Genomic DNA, 16,753 nt, shown 5'->3' with positions numbered 1-16,753 from the left:
CGCGCCGTGCCCGGACAACGCGTCACCGTCATCGGATGTGGCTACCTCGGGGCCACCCACGCCGCCTCCATGGCCGAGCTCGGCTACGAGGTGCTCGGGGTCGAGATCGACGCCGCCAAGCGGGAGTCGCTCGCGGCCGGCAAGGTGCCGTTCTACGAGCCCGAGCTCGAGGAGCTGCTCGCCAAGCACGTGACCTCGGGACGGCTGCGGTTCACCGACTCCTACGAGGAGGCCGGGGCGTTCGGCTCGATCCACTTCGTGTGCGTGGGCACCCCGCAGCGTCACGACGCGCTCGGCGCGGACGTGCAGTACGTCGACGCCGCGATCGAGTCGCTCGCGCCGTACCTGGTCGAGAGCGCGCTGGTCGTCGGCAAGTCGACCGTGCCGGTCGGGACCGCGGAGCGACTGGCGGCCCGGCTCGCAGCGCTCGCGCCGGCGGGTGCCGAGGCGCGGCTGGCGTGGAACCCGGAGTTCCTCCGCGAGGGCTTCGCGGTCAAGGACACCCTCGAGCCCGACCGGCTGGTCTTCGGGGTGACGTCGGAGCGCGACGAGCAGGAGCTGCGTTCCTTCTACGCCTCGGTGATCGACGCCGGCACGCCGGTGGTGGTCACCGACTTCGCGACCGCCGAGCTGGTCAAGGTCTCGGCCAACGCGTTCCTCGCCACGAAGATCTCGTTCATCAACGCGGTGGCGGAGGTCTGCGAGGCGGCCGGCGGCGACGTCGTCGACCTCGCCGACGCGATCGGCCACGACGTCCGGATCGGGCGGAAGTTCCTCAACGCCGGCGTCGGCTTCGGCGGCGGCTGCCTGCCCAAGGACATCCGGGCGTTCCTGCACCGCGCCGGCGAGCTCGGCGTCGAGGACACCATGTCGTTCCTGCGCCAGGTCGACGACATCAACCTGCGCCAGCGCACCCGGGTGGTGCAGATCGCCACGACGATGCTCGGCGGCAGCGTCGCCCGGTCCCGGATCGCCGTGTGGGGCGCGGCGTTCAAGCCGCACAGCGACGACGTCCGCGACTCACCGGCCCTCTCGATCGCCGGGCAGCTGCACCTGCGCGGCGCGCAGGTCTCCGTCTACGACCCGAAGGCCAACGACACCGCCCGGGCGACGTTCCCGACCCTGGACTACGCCGAGTCGGCGCTGGCCGCCGCCCGCGACGCCGACCTCCTGCTGCACCTCACCGAGTGGCCGGAGTTCCGCTCCGTCGACCCGGTCGAGCTCGGCTCCGTCGTACGCCGCAAGCAGCTCGTCGACGGCCGCAACGTGTTCGACCTCGGCGCCTGGCGGGCCGCCGGCTGGACCGCCCGGGGGCTGGGTCGGCGCTGATGGTTGGGGCGGGCGAGCCGGTGTCGGTTTCCCCGGGTACCCGGGGAAACCATCGCTTCTAGGCCGAAGTTTCGGCCGATAAGTGCCAACTTCCCCGGGTACCCGGGGAAACTGCCGGCCCCCTACAGCTCCACCAGCCGCGACGGCGTGAGCCCGGTCCAGGTGCGCTCGACGCGGGACGGGTCGAGCAGGTAGTCCAGGTCGACCTCCCAGGTGTGCCCGGACTCGTTGCGGCGCAGCACGTACCCCAGGCCGTGCGTGCGGTAGATCGCGCCGCCGGCGGCGGTGACGGCGGTGAGCAGCTGCGCGTCGACGTACTTGCGCACGCTGCGGAACCCGCCGACCTCCCGCAGCACCGGCCGGTCGACCATCATCGTGCCGCCCGCGACGAACCGCGCGTACAGCTCGGTCGGGTGGCCGCGCTTGACGGTGAGGTCGCGGGGCGCGACGTAGTGGAACTCCGCCGGCATGCCGACCAGCTGCGCGCCGCTGTAGGCCCGGGCGCGGAGCAGGTCGGCGACCACGTCGGGGGCGTACCAGTCGTCGTCGTCCACCTTCAGCAGCACGTCGCCGTCCGCGGTCCCGGCCGCGGCGTGCAGCACGTCGCCGAAGATCCTGTCGGCGGCCGCGGGCGCGAGGCGTACGTCGACCGCGGGGCCGACCGCGTCGCGGACCCGGGCCTCGTCGACCGTGAAGCCGTGCGGCGCGAGCACCAGCTGCAGCGACGTCACCCCCCGCTGCCGGGCCACCTGGGCCAGCGCGAAGTCCAGCTGCTCGGGCCGCCGCGTGGCCAGCAGGACCGAGACCGGACGCTGCCAGTCGATCGAGCCGTGCTCGTCGAGCGCGGCCCGGCGCAGCACCAGGCTGTGCTCCTCGCGGGCCAGCGGATCGTCGAGGTCCACCTCGGCGAAGCCGGGGCCGACGAGCGGGACGCCCGCCATCGCCAGCCCCGCGACCGTCCGGGGGTCGGCGTCCGGGCCGACGCTCACGCCCTGGGCGTCGCGCAGCTCGGTCACCAGCGCCGGCGTCAGCCCGGCCGACCCCAGCGGCACCACCCCGCGGTCCCAGGCCGGCCGGAACCCGACCGGGTTGAACACCCGCTCGTCGAACCGGGCCGGGTCGCTCCGGGTGGCGACCACCGCGGGCCAGACCGCCTGGCGGCCCAGCTCGGCCACCACCTCGGCGACCGCCACCGGGCGCGCGAAGCGGGCCACGACCAGCCAGCCGCCCTCCGCCCGCCGCGAGCGCAGCGACGTCAGCGGCGGCCACTCCGGCCGCGGCACCAGCGCCAGCGCCCCGGGCGCCGACTCCACCACCACCCGGACCACCGCGGACCGCTCGTCGGCGGGCCCGTCGTACGAGCGCAGCGCGAGCAGGTCGGCGACCCGCACCTCGATCATGGGCTCAGCCATCGGACACCCGGCTCAGACGTCCAGCCGGCCGCGGCGCTGCACCAGCGGCCGCGGCGCCCGCGGCAGCCAGGTGCGGGTGATGTGGTCGACCACGTGCACGCCCGGCGGCGCCTCGATCCGGTGCAGCCCCTCGACCCGGTCGCCGCGGCCCTCGCACAGCGCGCTGTAGACCTCCCACTCGCGGCGCTTGCGCGGCGCCCGCGAGGAGTCGAACTCGGTGTGGCTCCAGTGCGCGAACTCGTCGGCGTCGAGCCACTTGAGCTCCACGCACAGCCCCTCGGGCAGGATGATCCGCTCGGAGGTCTCGGGGAACTCGCGCACCTCCCACTCGAACGCCTTCACGAACGTGTACTCCGGCCCCATCGGGTAGATCCACGGCTCCAGGAACCGGAAGCCCAGGTCGATCCAGGCGACCGACTCGCTCTCGATCGACACCGGGTGCCGCGGCACCGCGACGACCGCGCGCGAGTCCTCGAGCTGCCAGGACAGGTCCGCGAGCGTCGCCACCCCCTCGCGGGTGAGCACCATGTCGCCGTCCCACTTCATCGAGTACGACGTGCGCACCTGCGAGAACGACCAGTTGTAGAAGTGCGTCAGCGAGTGCACCGAGTCCGGCGGGGTCGCGAGGTGCTCGGCGCCCGCGCGGCTGACCCGGAACGGGTACGACGTGAGCGTGAACCGGTCCGCGGCGCCGACCTGCTCCGCGACCCGCTGCGCGACCTCGGGCGTGCCGTCGTCCGACCCGTTGTCGACCAGCACCACGTGCTGGACGGCCTCGAACATCGGCGGCAGCACCCAGGGCAGGTTCCGCGCCTCGTTGCGGACGCGGAACACGCAGGTCAGCCCGGGGCGCAGCGGCCCGTCGCGCCACGGCCAGGTGACGTCGTACGCCTGCTCGCCCTCGCGGGTGGGGATGTCGGGGCCGGGCCCAGTCGCCGACAAGGCCTAGCGCTCCTTGCCGAACGCCTTGCGCAGGCCGCGGCGCGCGCCCGCGGGCACCATCGCGCGCATGCCGTGCGGCACCCGGTCGGCCAGCCGCGCGGGCACCAGGGCACCGGACGGCGCGTTGGCCTGTCCCTCCCGGCGCGCGGCGAGCGCGGTCGAGTGCGAGAGCGCCTCGGCCTCGTCGTACAGGGCGGCGTACGCCGTGCGCAGCTCGTCGAGCCGGTCGTGCACCTCCGGGGTGTCGCCGTCCTCGTCGGCCAGCCGGTCCAGCTGCTGCCAGGTCTCCTCGGCGATCTCCCGCAGCCGGGCCGGCACCTCGACGTCGTCCCAGGTGAGCTGCACCCGGCGCAGGCTGGGGTCGATGAACTGGTGCACCCGGCGGATGTCGTTGGCGGTCGCGGACTTCACCGCGTCCAGGTCGAAGGCCTGGCCGATGCCGAACACCGGGATCGTCCAGTCCCTGAGCATGTCGTCGTAGCGGACGAACCGGCGCGCGGAGCCGCGGGTGGACCGCTCGGTGTGCAGCATCATGTTCACCCAGGCCGCGGTGCGCTGCACCTCGCCCGCCGCCGCGCCGGCCTTCGCGGCGGCGTAGTACTTCTGCTTGCTGCCGACGACCTCGGTCACCGGGCGGAGCATCGTGACGTACGCCGGCGCCGCGTCGCAGCGCAGCGCCGCTGCCCGCCAGAGCCCCAGGAACCAGGCCAGCCGCGGGTCCTTGACCACGAGCTCGGGTCCGCCCTCGACGAACTGCGCCTCCAGCCACTCGTGCAGCCGGCCGCGCAGCGGCTCGAACGCCGACAGCTTGCCGGCCTCGAACCAGGCCGCCGGCCGCCCGTCGGAGACCTGCACGTTGCAGCGCTTGAGCAGCTCGTCGTGGAAGTCGACCACCCACTGCGGCTCGCCGAAGCCCTTCGGGTTGGTCTCGTCGGCGACCACCTCGGGCTGCGGCACGCGCATGCCCAGGGTCTGCAGCGCGCCGGACATCGTGCTGGTGCCGCTGCGCCCGGAGCCGACGACGAACACGACGCGCCGCTTGACCGGGATCGGCTCGGAGAGCGGGATCGGCGTCGACATGCCAGGCAATCTAGCGTCGCCCGCGGCGCAGGAGCGAACCGATCCCCGAGCGCCCGGGCCGCTCCGGCGGCTCTTCCGGGCCCTTCCTCCCGGCCTTCCTCCCGGCCTTCCTCCTGGCCTGCTTCGCCCCCGGCTGCTGGGGTGCGCCGCCCGTCCCGCCCAGCTCGCGCCAGGACTCGGCCGGGTCCTGGGCCGGGCCCGCGGTGCCGCGCAGCCGCGGGCGCCGGATCGTCGCGCTGGGCTCGAACCCGGCATCCGCGCCCTCGACCCACCACGACCCGAACAGCTCGTCGACCAGGTCGTCGAGGCCCTCGGGGTCGTCGGGGTCGACCTCAGGCCCGGCCACCTTCGCGGCCCGGGCGTACGCCGCGGTCCGCTCGACCCGGGCCACCGAGCCGTCGGCCATCAGCACCTGCCGCAGTCCGTGGTGGGTGCGTTCCAGGTGCAGCACCAGGGTGCCGAGCGTCTCGGGCGTGGGCGCCCAGTCGGCGTTGGGGAGCACCAGCCGGAACTGGCCGCGGCGCCGGCCCGGTGACTCGGCGAGCACCACGCGGGGCTCGCCGGCGTACGCCGCCCGCACCAGCCGCGGCGCCCGCTGCTCGTCGTCGAGCGGGTGGGTTCGCTCCTCGGTGATCCGCGACCAGTCCCCGAGCAGCGTGACCGACAGGTCCGCGAGCGAGGAGGCGAGCACCGAGTCGACCGTGGCGATCACCGCGGTGTGGTCCCGGCCGCGGACGTCCAGCACCACCTCGATATAGGGCACCGAGTAGAGCCGGCCGCGGCGGCGCTGCGGCTGCAGGTCGGGGACCCGGTCCGCGAGGAAGTGGGTGTTGTAGTCGTTGACCTCATCCTGCCGGCTCTGCTGGTGCGAGCGGCCCAGGTGCCAGCTGCGCGCCTCGCGGTCGGCGACGAACACCGCACCGCACTCGGCCAGCCGGTAGCCGAGGTCGATGTCCTCGCCGAGCCGCAGGCCGGTGTCCATGCCGCCGGCCTCGTCGTACAGCGTCCGGCGCAGCGACGCGGTCGCGCCCACGTGGGTGCGCAGCGCGCGCGGACCGGCGGCGCGCAGGTCGTCGGTCCGGTCCCACACGTCCTCGACCCAGTGCCGTTCCCTCTCGGCAGTGGCGAACACCTCGTGCATGCGACCGTCCGCAGCGGGCGCCCTTGCCAGCAACGGATCCGGGTCCACGAACCACTTGTGCCCGAGCACGACCGCGTGGTCGATCAGGTGGTGCCAGCGCAGCTGCGCCTCGACCTCGTCGGGCTCGACCAGCATGTCGGCGTCGAGCCAGTGCAGGACCTCGCCCTCGGCGGCGAGCGCGCCGGTGTGGCAGGCGTTGGCGCGGCCCCAGCCGGTCTCGACCCGCACGATCCGGGTGCGCTCGGGACGCGGCCCGGACAGCTCGGCCAGCTCGAGGGGCCGCCCCGGGTCGTCGTCCGCGATCACCACCTCGAGCAGGTGGGCCGGGTAGGTCTGGGCGGCGAGGCCGGCGAGCACGTAGGGGAGCAGCCGCTGCGCGCCGTACGCCGGGATCACCACCGACACCGACCGGGTCGGCTCCCACCGGCCGAGGGCGGGCGCGTCGAGGGTGCCCCAGTCGTTGCGGCGCACGCGGGGTTGGTCGCTCACCCTGCCTCCAGGAGTCTGCTGGGCCGGAAGCCGCGCCACTGCGCGGCGACGCTCTGCCGGGTCAGGAAGTAGCCGAGCCCGGTGTCCCAGGTGTGGCCGTGCGTCGTACGCCGCAGGACGTACCCGAGGCCCTGGGTGCGGTACACGCTGCCGCCCGCGGCGCGGACGTCCTCGAGCAGCCGGGCGTCGACGTGCCGGGGCACGCTGCGGAAGCCGCCGACCGCGCGCAGCAGCGCCCGGTCGAGGGTCATCGTGCCGCCGGCGACCACCGCGCCGAAGCTCTCGCTCGGGCCGCGGCGGCGCACGGTGGTGCGGATCGGCTCCAGGTAGACCAGCTCCGCGGGCATGCCGACCAGGTCGGCGCCGGAGTAGTGCTTGGCGAGCAGCAGGTCGGCCAGGACGTCGGGCCCGTACCAGTCGTCGTCGTCCATCTTCACGACCACGTCGCCGGCGGCCGCGTCGGTCGCGGCGCGGAGCACGTCGCCGAAGACGGTGTCGGCCGGCAGCGGCAGCAGGGTGACGGACCGGGCGCCGAGCCGCTCGCGCACCAGGCCGGGGTCGGCGTCGAACCCGTGGGTGGCCAGCACCAGCTCGAGCTCCGCCACGCCGCGCTGCCGGGCGACCTGGTCGAGCGCGAAGGCGAGCTGCTCGGGCCGGCGGGTGGGCAGCAGCACGCTGACCGAGGGGTACGCCGCCGCCCGCAGCCCGGCGCGCCGGGCGACCTGGTGTCTCCAGGCGAGGTGCGAGTGCTCACGCAGGGCGGCCCGGCGGAGCCGGACGGAGTGCTCCTCACGGCGCAGCGGGTCCTCCAGGTCGGCCGGGTCGATCGGGTCCACGCCGGGGTAGCCCGCGCCGACGAGCGGGACCCCGGCCATCGCCAGCCCGGCCACGGTCCGGGCGTCCGCGTCGTCGGGCACCACGACGGCCTGGGCGTCGCGGACCGCGGCGACCAGCTCGGGTGTGGGCTCGCCCGCGGGCAGTGGCACCGGCCCGCGGCCCCAGTCGCGGCGAAAGCCGACCGGGTTCAGGAGTGCCTCGTCGAGGGGGCCGACCGGCTCGCCGCGCAGGTGCAGGGCGACCGGTGCGCGGCCCAGCACCGGGTGCTCCGGCAGGTCGGCGCGGCCGCCGAAGACGACCGCCGCCGGAACCTCCTCGGTCACCGCGGTCGGGTCCACCGGCACCGGGGCACCGGTGACGACCAGGCCGTGGTTGCCGGTCGCCACCGGGGTGCCGCTGTGCCGGGCGAGCTCGACGAGCACCGGTCCGGCGGGGGCGGGGCGCCGGAACGTCAGCCGGGTGTGCGCGCCGCCGTCGGGGGTCTCGGCGACCAGGCCGGCCAGCGGCGGCCACTCCGGGCGGAGCACCGTGGTCACCGGACCGGTGGCGGACGCCAGGTAGCACGCGACGTGCTTGGCGCGGCCGAGGCCGGGCAGGGCGGACACGGCCACCCGGAGCGCCGCCTCGTCGGCTACCGCGAGGAGCACGGTGGCCCAGCTCTCGTCCGGGACCTGGTCCCCGAGGCCGGCGCAGGTGACGCCCTCGGGCACCGGGCCGAGGTCGGCCCCGGGGCCGGTGAGCACCAGCGCCGGTGCGGCGAGGTCGGCGAGGATCGAGCCGGCGTCGGGAAGCATCAGGCCCGGGTCAGCACGGCCGCGCCCTTGTCGAGACGCAGCGTGTCGAACTCGAAGTCCGGCAGCAGCGGCCGCCAGCGGTCCACCACGTCGGCGTCGCCGGGGCGGGCCGTGTCGTCGACGACGATCGTGCAGGTCCGGGCCAGCCGGTCGTGCAGCAGCGGCACCATCGGGTAGCGGGCCCGCGGGCCGGTGCCCTCGGGCGGGCCGTCGACCAGCACCAGCCCGACCTCGGAGAGGTCGGCGAGCGCGGACTCGTCGTACCAGGGCGTGTGGTGGTCGGCCAGGGACGTCGGGCCGAGCGGGGCGACCCGCACCTCGGCGTACTCCGCGACGCCGTGCCGCGCGAGCAGCCGGCGCGTGGACTCCGCCCACTCGGGGTCGTGCTCGAGCGCCACGATCCGGGTCGCGATGCCGTGCTCGCGCGCGGCCAGGGCGAGGACCACGGTCGAGACCCCGCTGCCGCCCTCGACGACCGTGGCCGGGCGGGTCTCGACGAAGCGGTCCACGAGCTCGACCAGCAGGTCGGCCGAGGCGGTCCACAGCCCGAGCGGCGGGATGCCGGCGCGGATCGGGACCATGTCGAAGAGGTTGGTGATGTCCTGCACCCGCTTGGCGACGTGGTCGCGCTCCTTGCGCAGCTGCGCCTGGGTCACCAGGCCCTTCGGCAGCTTCGGCTGCGCGGCGACAGCCTGCTGGCGCGGCCGCTGGGCGCGGGCCACCCGGCGCTCGAGGACGCGCAGGCGCTCCTCGACCCGCCGGAGGACGACGTAGGCGCACACCCCGGTGGCCGCGACCGCGCCGGAGAGTGCGAGCCCGACGAGGACGCCGGTGCGCCCGTCGACCAGGCCGAAGACGACGGGCACGGCGACGAGCAGGAGGGCGACCGCGAGAGCAGCGAGCCGGAGGCGGGCGGCAGACATGGCGGTCACTCTAGACTCCGCAGCATGCCGCGATCGGACCTGAGGTACCTGTTCGTGGTCACCTACGGCCGGTCCGGCTCGACGCTGCTGATGGGCGTGCTCAACACTCTGCCGGGCTACCTGATCCGCGGCGAGAACCGCGACGCCCTGCACCACCTCTACCTGTTCCACCACACGATGCTCACCGAGAGCAGCCGCGGCCCGAAGAAGAGGCTGCGCCAGCCCACGCACCCGTTCTTCGGGATCGCGGGCTTCCCCGCCGAGCGGTCGGTGCGCCAGCTGCGCCGGCTCGCGCTGGACACCGTGCTGCGCCCGCGCGCGGACACCCGGGTCACCGGCTTCAAGGAGATCCGCTGGTACCACGCCGACCTCGAGGAGTACGTCGCGTGGCTGCGCGAGGTCTTCCCGGGCGCCCGGTTCCTGGTCAACACCCGCGACCACGCGGACGTCTTGAAGAGCAAGTGGTGGGCCGAGGGTGAGGACAAGTCCGAGCACCTCGCCGACATCGAGCGGCGGATCCTCGCCCTGGCCGACTCCCTCGGCGACGCGGCGTACCACGTCCACTACGACGAGTACGTCGCCGACCCGGCCGTCCTGCGCGGCCTGTTCGACTGGCTCGGCGAGGAGTTCGACGAGGACGCCGTACGCGCCACCATGGCCGTGCGCCACTCCATCTGACCCCGCCGAGTCGGCGCTAGTTGCCCGCCCCACCCCGCCGAGTCGGCGCTAGTTGCCCACCCCACCCCGCCGAGTCGGCGCTAGTTGCCCACCCCACCCCGCCGAGTCGGCGCTAGTTGCCCGCCCCACCCCGCCCCACCCCGCCGAGTCGGCGCTAGTTGCCCACCCCACCCCGCCGAGTCGGCGCGCTACCTGCCCACCGCGGGCAAGATGCGCCGACTCGACGTCCCTGGGCGGGCAAGATGCGCCGACTCGGCTCAACCGAGGGAGCGGGTCTGGGCGGCGATCACGTCGGCGTACCACTGGAAGGAGCGCTTGGGGGTGCGCACCAGGGTGTCGTAGTCGACGTGCACCAGCCCGAAGCGCTGAGTGAAGCCCTCGGACCACTCGAAGTTGTCCATCAAAGACCACGTGTAGTAGCCGCGGATGTCGACGCCGCGCTGGCAGGCCGTTGCAACCGCGCGCAGGTGGGCGTCGAGGTAGTCGATGCGCGGCTGGTCGTCGACGACGCCGTGCTCGTCCGGGCCCATGTTGTAGGCGCAGCCGCTCTCGGTGACGTAGATCGGCGGCAGCGCGGCCCGGTAGCGGGCTCGCAACGTGATCAGCCACTCGCGCAGCGCGTCGGGCACCACCGGCCAGCCGAAGTCGGTGGCCGGGTACCCGACCAGCTCGCGGAACTCGAAGGGCATCTCGGCGTCCTCGCGGGCGGCGCCGATCTTCAACGGGTTGTAGTAGTTGACACCGTAGAAGTCGAGCGGCTGCCGGATCACCGCCAGGTCGCCGTCGTGGACCACGTCGGCCATCAGCGGCTGCAGGTCCGCGGGGTAGCGGCCGAGCAGCATCGGCTCGGTGAACATGCCGTTCCAGAGCGCGTCGAAGAGCTTCGTCGCGCCGACGTCCGCCTCGTCGTCACTGACCGGCCACATCGGCGCGTGGTTGTTGGCGCAGCCGACGCTGGTGGCCCCGGCGGCGCGCAGCTCGACCGCGGCGCGACCGTGGGCGAGCAGCAGGTGGTGGGCGACCGGCATCGAGTCGAACAGCAGCTTCCGGCCGGGCGCGTGCATGCCGATCGCGTAGCCCATCATCATCACGACGTTGGGCTCGTTGACCGGGATCCAGTGCTCCACCCGGTCCGCGAACCGCTCGCCGACGATCGCGGCGTACTCCGCGAAGCGGTCGACGGTGCCGCGGTTCAGCCAGCCCCCGTCGTCCTCGAGCGCCTGCGGCAGGTCCCAGTGGTAGAGGGTCGCCATCGGCTGCACGTCGTTCGCGAGCAGCTCGTCGATCAGCCGGTCGTAGAAGTCCAGGCCCTTCGCGTTCGCGGGCCCGGAGCCGGTCGGCTGGATCCGCGGCCAGGACAGCGAGAACCGGTAGCCGCCTGTGCCGAGCCGCTTCATCAGCGCGACGTCCTCGACGTAGCGGTGGTAGTGGTCGCACGCCACCGCGCCGCTCGAGCCGTCGACGATCCGGCCCTCCTCGGCGGTGAACGTGTCCCACACGCTGGGGCCCCTGCCGTCCTCGGTGGCCGCGCCCTCGATCTGGTACGACGCCGTGCTGGTGCCGAAGCGGAAGCCGGGCGGGAGCTGCGGGAGCGGGCTGTCGGGGGACGCGGGGGGCACGGCACAATGATGACGGTGAGCGTCGAGATCCGCCGGGGAACTGATCGGTACCTCACCCGAGGACCCGGATTCTTCACCCGGCACTCCTTCGCCTTCGGCGAGCACTACGACCCCGACAACGTCGGGTTCGGCCCCCTGGTCTGCCACGACGACCACCGGCTCGGCGCCGGCGCCGGCTTCGGGAGCCACCCGCACCGCGACCTCGAGATCGTCACCTGGGTGCTGTCCGGGTCCCTGGTGCACGAGGACTCCGCGGGACACTCGGCGGTGGTGACGCCGGGCCTCGTGCAGGTGCTGTCGGCCGGGTCGGGCGTGACCCACTCCGAGCTCGCCGGGCCGGACGGGCCGGTCCGGTTCGTCCAGGCCTGGCTCACCCCGGACGAGGTCGGTACGCCGCCGGCGTACTCCCTGCGGGCCGTCGAGCTCGAGCCGGGTCGGCTGGTCGAGGTGGTCCGGGTCGGGTCTGCGACGCTGCGGGTGGCGCGGCTCGGCGCGGGCGCCGCGGTCACCCTGCCCGAGGAGCCGCGCCAGCACGTGTTCGTCGCCGGCGGGGCGCTGACCCGGTCGTCGCTGGCCGAGCCGCTGGCCGACGGCGACGCGTACCGGATCGTGGACCGGCCGGGGCTGTCGGTGACCGCGGCGGTGCCGACCGAGCTGATGGTGTGGACGTTCTGATGGTGAGCCGGCCCCCGCGGCCGGCGCTGGTCCTGCGCCCCCTCACCGCCGTTCTGCTGTAACGCCGGGTCAGGCCAGGACGGCGAGGGCGCCGGGGAGGACCTCGACGGTGGCGGGGGTGGAGTCGAGGGCGGGCAGCGGGCCGAGCGGCTCGCCGTCCCCGCCGACGGGGATCGCGGAGCGGGAGGTGCCGCGCAGCTCGACCCGGGTGCCGGTGAGCACGGTGACCTCGGGCAGCGCGACGTGGGAGCCGTCGTACACCTTCGGCAGCGACCGCATCAGCGCCACCCGCGACGCCGCCTCGATGACGACCACGTCGAGCCGGCCGTCCTCGACCGACGCGGCGGGCGCGATCTTCATCCCGCTCCCGTAGTAGCCGGAGTTCGCGACCACGACCGTCGCGGCGGTGTAGGTGTGCTCGATGCCGTCGACCGCGACGACGTAGCGACCGGCCTGGTAGGTCGCCAGCGAGCGGAGCGCGGCGTAGGGGTACTGCAGCCGGCGCGGCAGCCAGGTCGCCCGATCGACGATCTCGGTGGCGCGGGCGTCGACGCCGGCGTAGACCGAGCCGGCGACCACCCGGCGCGCCGCCCCGAGGCCGGCGACGGCGATCAGGTCGACCCGGCGTACGGCGCCTCCCAGCAGCAGCCGGGCCTGTCCCTCGGCGTCCTCGGGGAGCCCGAGCATCCGGGCGAAGTCGTTGCCGCGGCCGGCGGGCAGCACCCCGAGGACGCCGTCGCGCTCCGACACCAGGCCGGCCAGCGAGGAGAGCATCCCGTCGCCGCCCACGGAGACGACGACGTCGCCGCGGCCGACGGCCTGGTCGACCATCTCGACCATCGCGTGCGGGCCGGGCGAGTAGGTGACGTCGACGGTCGCGCCGCCGGCGCGCAGCAGGCGGGCGACCGGGACCACGGCTTCCGGCGCGGCACCGCCGCCCGAGGACGGGTTGACCAGGAACGTGAACGCCCGCGGCTCCCCTGGGGTGGCGCTCACGGGATCAGCACCCCCGGGTTGAGGACCCCGGTCGGGTCCAGGTCGGCCTTGACCGCCCGCAGGATCGAGACGCCCACCGGGCCGATCTCGCGCTCGAACCACGGCTTGTGGTCGGTGCCGACGGCGTGGTGGTGGGTGATCGTCGCGCCGGCCGCGAGCATCGCGTCGCTGGCGGCGGCCTTGGCCGCCCGCCACTGGCCCAGCGGGTCGTCGGTCTCCTTCGCGGCCACGGTGAAGTAGAGCGACGCGCCGGTCTCGTAGACGTGCGAGATGTGGCACAGCACCAGCGCGGGCTGGCCGAGCGTCGCCTCGAGTGCGGTCTTCACGCCGAGGTAGAGGTTGTCGAGGTTCGACCAGAACGTCGCCGACTCCAGCGTCTCCACGAGCACGCCGGCGTCCAGCAGGGAGTCGCGCAGGTACGGCGCGTCGTAGCGCCCGTGCGCCCACTTCTCCCCTGCGCCGGTGCCGACGCTGGTGCCGCCCAGGCCCTCGAAGACCGCCATGACGGCCGCCCGCTTCGCCTCGACCGCGGCCGGCTCGCCCTCGAACCCGGTCACCATCAGGCAGCCGCTGCTGCCGGTGGTCTCGCCCGTCGAGGCCCCGCCGATCGCGGTCGGGTCGGCGAGGTTGATCGCCGACTCCGACTCGTCGGAGAGGCGCAGCACCGTGGGCAGCAGGCCGGCCTGGGCCAGCGTCCGCATGGCGGTGGCGCCGTCGGCGAACGAGGGCCAGCGCCAGGCCTCGTACACCTGCACCGCCGGCACCGGCCGGACCCGCAGGGTCAGCGCGGTGATCACCCCGAGGGTGCCCTCCGAGCCGAGGAAGAGCTGGCGCAGGTCGGGGCCCGCGGCGTTGGCCGGCGCCGTGCCGAGGTCGATCCGGCCCCGGGGGGTGGCGACGGTCAGGCCGACGACCAGCGCGTCGAAGCGGCCGAACCCGGCGCTGGACTGGCCGCTGGAGCGGGTCGCGGCGAAGCCGCCGAGGCTGGCGTACTCGAAGGACTGCGGGAAGTGCCCGATCGTCATCCCCTCGGCGGCGAGCAGCGCCTCGGCCTCCGGGCCGCGCAGCCCGGGCTCGAGGGTCGCGGTCATCGAGACGTGATCGACCGCGACCAGTCGCTTCATCCGCACCAGGTCCAGGCTGAGCACCCCCGCGAACCCCTCGCGGCGGGCGACCAGGCCGCCGGTGACCGACGTACCGCCGCCGAACGGCACCACCGCGAGGTGGTGCTCGACCGCGAACGCGAGCACGGCGGCGACCTCGTCGTGGCTGCCGGGGCGGACCACGGCGTCCGGGGCGTCGGTGAGGTCGCCGGCGCGGGCGCGGAGCAGGTCGGGGGTGGACTTGCCGCGGGTGCGCAGCCGGCGGGTCTCGTCGTCGGTCAGCACGTGCCCGGCGCCGAGGAGGTCCTCCAGGCCGCGGACCAGGCCGGGCGCGAGCGCGGACGGCGCGAGGGCGGGGTGGTCGACGGCGGGGCGGTCGTCGACGCCGAACACCATCTCGACCAGGCCGCGCGCCTCGTCGGGAAGGGCTTGGGCGCGAGCCGGGTCGCCCCAGCGGGACGGGTGCATCTCGGTCTGGTTCACGATCACGTGTTACAGTGTGACACATGACGTCACTCCGTCACAACGTCCCGGACCGGGCCGAGCCGCGGGACGGCTACCTCGACGCGGCGCGCGACTGCATCCTCGACGTCGGCTGGCGGCGTACGACGCTCACCGAGGTCGCCCGCCGGGCCGGGGTCTCCCGGATGACGATCTACCGCACCTGGGCGGACATGCCGCAGCTGCTGGCCGACCTGATGACCCGCGAGTGGGGCGGCGTGGTCACCGACTCCCTCGCCGAGGAGGACCCCTCGGCCCCGACCGTGGACCGGCTGGTCGGCGACATCGTCGAGACCGTGCAGCGACTGCGCGAGAACGAGCTGTTCGTCCGCATCGTCGAGCTCGACCCCGAGCTGATCCTCCCCTACCTCTTCTCCCGACGCGGCCGCTCCCAGGACGGCATCCTCGAGCTGACCGTCGCCGCCCTCCGCGAGGCCCAGGCCGAGGGCGCCGCCCGGGCCGGGAACCCGGACGCGATGGCCCGCGCGATGCTGCTCGCCGCCCACGGCTTCGTGCTCTCCGCGCACACGATGGTCGACGACCGGGTGTCCGCCGCGGACCTCGACGCCGAGCTCACCCTCGCCCTGACCCGGAGCCTCCAGCCATGACCAGCCCGCCAACGACCACCCCGACGACGACCACGCGGATCACCCCGGGCCTGGCCGGCGCCCCGACCGAGGTCGACCTGGTCGTGATCGGCCTCGGCATCACCGGCGCCGGCGTGGCCCTCGACGCCGTCACCCGCGGCCTCTCGGTGCTGGCGGTCGACGCCCACGACCTCGCCTTCGGCACCTCGCGCTGGTCCTCGAAGATGGTCCACGGCGGGCTGCGCTACCTCGCCAAGGGGCAGGTGGGCGTGGCCCACGAGAGCGCGGTCGAGCGCGGCATCCTGATGGAGACCACCGCCCCGCACCTCACCCACCCGATGCCGATGCTGGTGCCGCTCAGCTCCAGCGTCACCCGGCTGCAGACCTGGATGACCCGCAGCGGCATGTGGGCCGGCGACCTGCTGCGCCGCGGCGCCCGCACCGACGCCGAGACCCTCCCGAAGCCGCGGCACCTCAGCGTCACCGAGGCGCGCAGCCTGGTGCCCGCGCTGCGCCCGGCGGGCCTGCGCGGCGCGGTGCTCGGCTGGGACGGCCAGCTCGAGGACGACGCCCGGCTGGTCACCACGATCGCCCGCACGGCCGCGTCGTACGGCGCCCACGTGCGCACCCGCGCCCGGGTGCTGGAGGCCACCGGGACCTCGGTCCGGCTCCGCGACGAGCTGACCGGCGCGACGACGACCGTCGCCGCGCGCAGCGTCGTGAACGCCGCCGGCGTCTGGGCCGGCGGCCTGGTCGACGGCATCAGGCTGCGACCCAGCCGCGGCACCCACCTGGTGCTGCGCGAGGAGACCCTGCCCGGCCTGACGGTGTCGGTGTTCTGCCCGGTCCCCGGGGAGACCAACCGGTTCGTGATGGTGCTCCCCCAGCCGGACGGCACCGTGTACGTCGGCCTCACCGACGAGCCGGTCGACGGGGAGATCCCGGACGTGCCGCAGGCCTCGGAGGCCGAGGTCGGCTTCCTCCTCGACGTCGTGTCGGCCGCGTTCTCCCACCCGCTGCACCGCAGCGACGTGGTCGGCACCTTCGCCGGGCTGCGGCCGCTGCTCGACCTCGGCGGCGACGGTGATGACGGGGACGGCGACGGCACGCGCACCGCGGACCTGTCCCGTCGGCACGCCGTGCTCACCAGCAGCACCGGCGTGATCACGGTCGTGGGCGGCAAGCTGACGACGTACCGCCGGATGGCCGAGGACGCCGTGGACGCGGCGGTCGCCGCCGCGGGGCCCACCCTCGAGCGGCGCGTCGGACCGTGCCGCACCCGCGAGCTGCCGCTGCTCGGCGCCGCACCCCGGGCGGAGCTGGCGGCCCTCGAGCTGCCCGCCCGGCTGGTGCGCCGCTACGGCACCGACGCCGCTCTCGTGCTCGACAGCGCACGCGCGGTCAGCGGGCTCCCGGACGAGGAGCTGCTCGCCCCGGTCGCCCCGCACATCCCCGTCACCCTCGCCGAGCTGCTCTTCGGCGTCACCCACGAGGGCGCCGCCGACGTCGACGACCTCCTCGACCGCCGCACCCGGGTCGGGCTGGTGCCGGCCGACCGCGAGCTTGCCGTACCCGCCGCCCGACGCGCCCTGGAGATCGCCGCGCCCGCCGTCCGATGAGTTCTCGCGTCGACGCCGGTCGGTAGGC

General features: G+C 74.7%; 14 protein-coding genes. 5 read left to right on the top strand and 9 right to left on the bottom strand.

Annotation, left to right across the window (positions count from 1 at the left end):
- Window positions 1-6 precede the first annotated feature (6 nt).
- The gene (locus QMC84_RS12915; RefSeq protein WP_300375219.1) at window positions 7-1,329 is read left to right on the top strand and encodes a UDP-glucose/GDP-mannose dehydrogenase family protein; all 1,323 of its coding nucleotides are present in this window, start codon (window positions 7-9) and stop codon (window positions 1,327-1,329) included.
- A 122-nt stretch (window positions 1,330-1,451) separates the two neighbouring features.
- Here the strand turns inward: QMC84_RS12915 and QMC84_RS12910 are convergent, their stop codons facing one another.
- The 6 genes from QMC84_RS12910 to QMC84_RS12885 are packed head-to-tail and all read right to left on the bottom strand — an operon-like array spanning window position 1,452 to window position 8,947.
- Window positions 1,452-2,741 (bottom strand): hypothetical protein, encoded by a 1,290-nt coding sequence (locus tag QMC84_RS12910; protein ID WP_300375218.1) that lies wholly within the window; start codon window positions 2,739-2,741, stop codon window positions 1,452-1,454.
- 12 nt (window positions 2,742-2,753) lie between these two features.
- Window positions 2,754-3,683: a hypothetical protein gene (locus QMC84_RS12905; RefSeq protein WP_300375217.1), complete on the bottom strand. Its 930-nt coding sequence runs from the start codon at window positions 3,681-3,683 to the stop codon at window positions 2,754-2,756.
- 3 nt (window positions 3,684-3,686) lie between these two features.
- Window positions 3,687-4,763: a sulfotransferase family protein gene (locus QMC84_RS12900; RefSeq protein WP_300375216.1), complete on the bottom strand. Its 1,077-nt coding sequence runs from the start codon at window positions 4,761-4,763 to the stop codon at window positions 3,687-3,689.
- 10 nt (window positions 4,764-4,773) lie between these two features.
- On the bottom strand, window positions 4,774-6,393 hold the full coding sequence (locus QMC84_RS12895) for a glycosyltransferase family 2 protein (RefSeq protein WP_300375215.1): 1,620 nt from the start codon (window positions 6,391-6,393) through the stop codon (window positions 4,774-4,776).
- On the bottom strand, window positions 6,390-8,024 hold the full coding sequence (locus QMC84_RS12890) for a hypothetical protein (protein WP_300375214.1): 1,635 nt from the start codon (window positions 8,022-8,024) through the stop codon (window positions 6,390-6,392). Before QMC84_RS12890 ends, QMC84_RS12895 begins: the two co-directional genes overlap by 4 nt.
- Complete coding sequence (locus QMC84_RS12885) at window positions 8,024-8,947, bottom strand: class I SAM-dependent methyltransferase (RefSeq protein WP_300375213.1); 924 nt, start codon at window positions 8,945-8,947, stop codon at window positions 8,024-8,026. The genes QMC84_RS12890 and QMC84_RS12885 overlap by 1 nt, the downstream gene beginning before the upstream one ends.
- Window positions 8,948-8,971: 24 nt before the next feature.
- Here QMC84_RS12885 and QMC84_RS12880 point away from each other — a divergent pair, with 24 nt between their 5' ends.
- Window positions 8,972-9,625 (top strand): sulfotransferase, encoded by a 654-nt coding sequence (locus QMC84_RS12880; protein ID WP_300375212.1) that lies wholly within the window; start codon window positions 8,972-8,974, stop codon window positions 9,623-9,625.
- A 257-nt stretch (window positions 9,626-9,882) separates the two neighbouring features.
- Here QMC84_RS12880 and QMC84_RS12875 read toward each other — a convergent pair whose 3' ends face one another.
- Window positions 9,883-11,244, bottom strand: a complete 1,362-nt coding sequence (locus tag QMC84_RS12875; RefSeq protein WP_300375211.1) for a GH1 family beta-glucosidase — start codon at window positions 11,242-11,244, stop codon at window positions 9,883-9,885.
- Between the two features lie 15 nt (window positions 11,245-11,259).
- Between QMC84_RS12875 and QMC84_RS12870 the strand changes: the two genes are divergently transcribed.
- The gene (locus QMC84_RS12870; RefSeq protein ID WP_300375210.1) at window positions 11,260-11,919 is read left to right on the top strand and encodes a pirin family protein; all 660 of its coding nucleotides are present in this window, start codon (window positions 11,260-11,262) and stop codon (window positions 11,917-11,919) included.
- A gap of 69 nt (window positions 11,920-11,988) precedes the next feature.
- On the opposite strand, the gene QMC84_RS12865 is transcribed toward QMC84_RS12870, so the two are convergent.
- Both QMC84_RS12865 and QMC84_RS12860 read right to left on the bottom strand, forming a co-directional pair.
- Window positions 11,989-12,915: a diacylglycerol kinase family protein gene (locus tag QMC84_RS12865; protein ID WP_300375209.1), complete on the bottom strand. Its 927-nt coding sequence runs from the start codon at window positions 12,913-12,915 to the stop codon at window positions 11,989-11,991.
- Window positions 12,912-14,507, bottom strand: a complete 1,596-nt coding sequence (locus QMC84_RS12860) for an FAD-binding oxidoreductase (RefSeq protein WP_300375208.1) — start codon at window positions 14,505-14,507, stop codon at window positions 12,912-12,914. The genes QMC84_RS12865 and QMC84_RS12860 overlap by 4 nt, the downstream gene beginning before the upstream one ends.
- A 17-nt stretch (window positions 14,508-14,524) precedes the next feature.
- Between QMC84_RS12860 and QMC84_RS12855 the strand changes: the two genes are divergently transcribed.
- The gene (locus tag QMC84_RS12855) at window positions 14,525-15,127 is read left to right on the top strand and encodes a TetR/AcrR family transcriptional regulator (protein WP_300375207.1); all 603 of its coding nucleotides are present in this window, start codon (window positions 14,525-14,527) and stop codon (window positions 15,125-15,127) included.
- Window positions 15,124-16,725 carry a glycerol-3-phosphate dehydrogenase/oxidase gene (locus QMC84_RS12850; RefSeq protein ID WP_300375206.1) on the top strand — a complete coding sequence of 534 codons (1,602 nt, stop codon included), beginning with the start codon at window positions 15,124-15,126 and terminating at the stop codon, window positions 16,723-16,725. Before QMC84_RS12855 ends, QMC84_RS12850 begins: the two co-directional genes overlap by 4 nt.
- Window positions 16,726-16,753: the final 28 nt, after the last annotated feature.

Source organism: Nocardioides sp., from assembly GCF_030019515.1.
Classification (GTDB): Bacteria; Actinomycetota; Actinomycetes; order Propionibacteriales; family Nocardioidaceae; genus Nocardioides.
The sequence above is the reverse complement of the archived record's forward strand: the minus strand, read 5'-3'. Positions and strand labels throughout refer to the sequence as shown.

Excerpts from the sequence above, each read along its gene's own strand:
- QMC84_RS12910 (WP_300375218.1), bottom strand. The coding sequence starts at position 2,741 with ATGGCTGAGCCCATGATCGAGGTGCGGGTCGCCGACCTGCTCGCGCTG.
- QMC84_RS12900 (WP_300375216.1), bottom strand. The coding sequence starts at position 4,763 with ATGTCGACGCCGATCCCGCTCTCCGAGCCGATCCCGGTCAAGCGGCGC.
- QMC84_RS12890 (WP_300375214.1), bottom strand. The coding sequence starts at position 8,024 with ATGCTTCCCGACGCCGGCTCGATCCTCGCCGACCTCGCCGCACCGGCG.
- QMC84_RS12885 (WP_300375213.1), bottom strand. The coding sequence starts at position 8,947 with ATGTCTGCCGCCCGCCTCCGGCTCGCTGCTCTCGCGGTCGCCCTCCTG.
- QMC84_RS12880 (WP_300375212.1), top strand. The coding sequence starts at position 8,972 with ATGCCGCGATCGGACCTGAGGTACCTGTTCGTGGTCACCTACGGCCGG.
- QMC84_RS12855 (WP_300375207.1), top strand. The coding sequence starts at position 14,525 with ATGACGTCACTCCGTCACAACGTCCCGGACCGGGCCGAGCCGCGGGAC.
- QMC84_RS12850 (WP_300375206.1), top strand. The coding sequence starts at position 15,124 with ATGACCAGCCCGCCAACGACCACCCCGACGACGACCACGCGGATCACC.